General features: G+C 70.3%; 2 protein-coding genes. Both read left to right on the top strand.

Annotated elements, in window-relative coordinates; genetic code table 11:
• Positions 1-2,604 (top strand): amino acid adenylation domain-containing protein (locus K8612_RS38660; RefSeq protein WP_223765915.1); only part of this gene is annotated, 2,604 nt, incomplete at its 5' end.
• Positions 2,605-2,904: 300 nt separating this feature from the next.
• A partial coding sequence (locus K8612_RS39755) for an AMP-binding protein (RefSeq protein WP_223765916.1) occupies positions 2,905-3,236 on the top strand: 332 nt, incomplete at its 3' end.

Genomic DNA, 3,236 nt, shown 5'->3' on the forward strand with positions numbered 1-3,236 from the left:
CTGGAGGAGTGGAGCGGCGAGACGGCTCCCTTCGAAGGCGACGTGTCCTTCCACGCGCGCTTCGAACAGCAGGTGACGCGCACGCCGAAGGCGCCCGCCGTGGTGATGGGCGACACGACGGTGTCATTCCACCAGCTCAACGTGCGCGCGAACCAACTGGCGCACTCCCTGCGCTCGCTGGGCGTGGGCCCGGACGTGCCGGTGGCGTTCTGCCTGGAACGCTCGCCGGAGGCCATCGTGGCCATCCTCGGCATCCTCAAGGCGGGCGGCGCGTACGTGCCGCTCGACCCGGCGGCCCCTGAAGCGCGAAGGGCCTTCATCCTGGAGAACAGCGGCGCGGCCGTGCTGCTGACCACCCAGTCTCACGTCGAGTCGTGGCAGCCGCCGGTGCGGCACGTGGTGCGGCTGGACGCGGACGCGCGGCGCATCGAGTCGTCCTCGCCGGGCAACCCGCGTTCGGGCGTGCGGCCGGAGCACCTGGCCTACGTCATCTACACGTCGGGCTCCACGGGCACGCCCAAGGGCGTGATGATCCAGCACCGCTCGCTGGCGCACCTGCGGCGCGCGTTGAACGAGGCCTGCTTCAACCGGGCATCCCGGCCCATGCGGGCAAGCTTCAACGCGCCCTACTTCTTCGACGCGTCGGTGCAGCAGTTGTCCCTGCTGCTGGACGGGCACTGCCTGTTCCTCGTCCCGGAGGCCGTGCGGCGGGATCCCGAGGCGATGCTCGCGTGGGTGGCGCGGCACCGCATCGACATGCTGGATTGCACGCCGTCGCAGTTCCAGGTGTTGCTGGAGGCGGGCCTGCTGGAGCGCGAGCACGTGCCGAGCCTCTGCTCCATTGGCGGCGAGGCCATGGACGAGGTGACGTGGCGCGCGCTCGCGGCGACGCAGCGGACCTGGGCCTACAACGCCTACGGTCCGACCGAGTGCACCGTGATCGCGACCATCGCCGCCATCCAGGGCAGCCCCATGCCCACGCCCGTCATCGGGCGCCCGTTGCTGAACCTGGACGTGTACGTGCTGGACGCGAACCTGAACCCCGTGTCCGTGGGCGTCCCGGGCGAGCTGTACATCGCGGGCGAGGGCCTGGCGCGCGGCTACCGCAACCGGCCGGACCTCACGGCGGAGCGCTTCATCCCCCATCCGTTCAGCACGGAGCCCGGGGTGCGGATGTACCGCACGGGTGACCGGGTCCGCTGGATGCAGGATGGCACCCTGGAGTACCTGGGCCGGGCGGACTTCCAGGTGAAGCTGCGCGGCTACCGCATCGAGCTGGGGGAGATTGAAGTCGCGCTGCGTGCGGCTCCGGGCGTCCGCGACGCGACGGTGTTGCTGCGTGAGGACGTCCCCGGGCTCCCGCGCCTGGTGGCGTACGTGACGCCGGAGGTGGACACCTCGACGCTGCGGGGACACCTGCAGCGCTCGCTGCCGGAGTACATGGTGCCCGCGGCCTATGTCGCCCTGCCCGTCCTGCCGCTGACGCCCAACGGCAAGGTGGACCGCAAGGCGCTGCCCGTCCCCGTGGACGGATCCGTGAGCACCGAGACCCACGTGGGCCCGAGGAACGAAGCCGAGGCGCGGATCGCGGCGCTCTGGGCGGAGGCGCTGGGCGTGTCCACCGTGGACGTGCGCGCCAGCTTCTTCGAGCTGGGTGGGCACTCGCTGCTCGCGGTGCGGCTGATGGCGGCGGTGCACCGGGAGACGGGCCGCAAGCTCCCGCTGTCCACCCTCTTCCAGGCCCCCAGTGTGGAGCGGTTCGCGGTCCTGCTGGGTGAAGCCGAGCCGAAGCCCTTCACCCCGCTGGTGCCCTTCACGAAGGAAGGCACGGGCACTGGCACGCCGTTCTTCTGCGTGCACCCGGTGGGAGGCAACGTGCTGGCGTACGCGGAGCTGGCGCGCAGGCTGGGACCGGCTCAGCCCTTCTACGGCCTCCAGGCCCGAGGACTCGACGGCACGGAGCAGCCGCTGGACACGGTGGAGGCCCTGGCCGCCAGCTACGTACGGGTGGTGCGTGGGGTCCAACCCCACGGCCCGTACCACCTGGGTGGCTGGTCCCTGGGCGGCGTCATCGCCTACGAGATGGCGCACCAGCTCCGCGAAGCGGGTGAAGTCGTGGAGCTGGTGGCGATGATCGACTCGTACGTGCCCCAGGCGGTGCCGGACTCGGAGCCGGACCTGGACCGCGCGCTGGCGGTGGGCCTGTTCGCGCAGGACCTGATGGGCGTGTCGCTGGCGGACCTGGACGTGGACACGGCGGAGCTGGAGCCGGAAGCGATGCTCACGAAGGTGCTGGAGTCCGCGGCCCGATCCGGAGCGCTGCCGTCCGGAGTGGATGCCATGGCCCTCTTCCAGGTCTTCGAGGCGAACCTCGAAGCGGCGCGTCGTTACCACCCGCCCGCGATGGAGCAGCGCGTGCTGCGCATCCACGCGGAGGAGCGGGATGAAACCCGCCCCATCGACGGCGGCTGGGCGGCGCTGGTGGGCGAGCGGCTCGAATCACACGAGCTGCCGGGCACCCACCACACGCTGCTGCGCGTGCCGGTGGTGCAGTCCGTGGCGGAGCTGCTGGCGAAGGCGCTGCGCGACGCGGACACGAAGTAACAACGAAGAACCCCGCTCCCTCTCATCGAGGGGGCGGGGTCCGTGAACCGAGTGACTGGCGCGCTGCGCATTCACCGTGCGTGACAGTCCGGAGTCGGTGAAGGCGCGACACGGGCAGAAAGGTTTCATGGGGTGGTTGAAGGGACTGTTCGGATGCGCGTGAAGGCGTGTCGAGTCCCTGCTTCCCGAGTGGGCTGGCGTGAGAAACGTCCCGGGTTTCGTTACCTGGAGTGCCTGAGGAATTGAGGAGTCGGGCTGCTATTAAGTGTCGGCGCTTTTTCGACACATGGATGGCTCCCCGTGCACGACTTCTCGCGAACCCTTCCTGGCGTCCTGCTGAAGCTTGTCCAAGGGCCCTCGGGCCGCGCGCCGCTCTACACGTTCCTGGGGGATGACGGAGAGGAGAGCGTCTGGAGCGCGTTCGATCTGGACGTGCGCGCACGGCGGATCGCCTCGGCGCTGCGTGAGTGTGGAGCGCGAGGCGAGCGCGTGCTGCTGCTGTACCCGCCGGGTCTGGACTACATCGCGGGCTTCTTCGGGTGTCTGTACGCGGGAGCGGTGGCGGTGCCGGCGTATCCGCCGGACCCGATGCGGCTGGAGCGCACCCTGCCCCGCCTGCGGGCCATCATCCA

Origin of the sequence: Corallococcus sp. AS-1-6, from assembly GCF_020037015.1 — a bacterium.
Classification (GTDB): domain Bacteria; phylum Myxococcota; class Myxococcia; order Myxococcales; family Myxococcaceae; genus Corallococcus.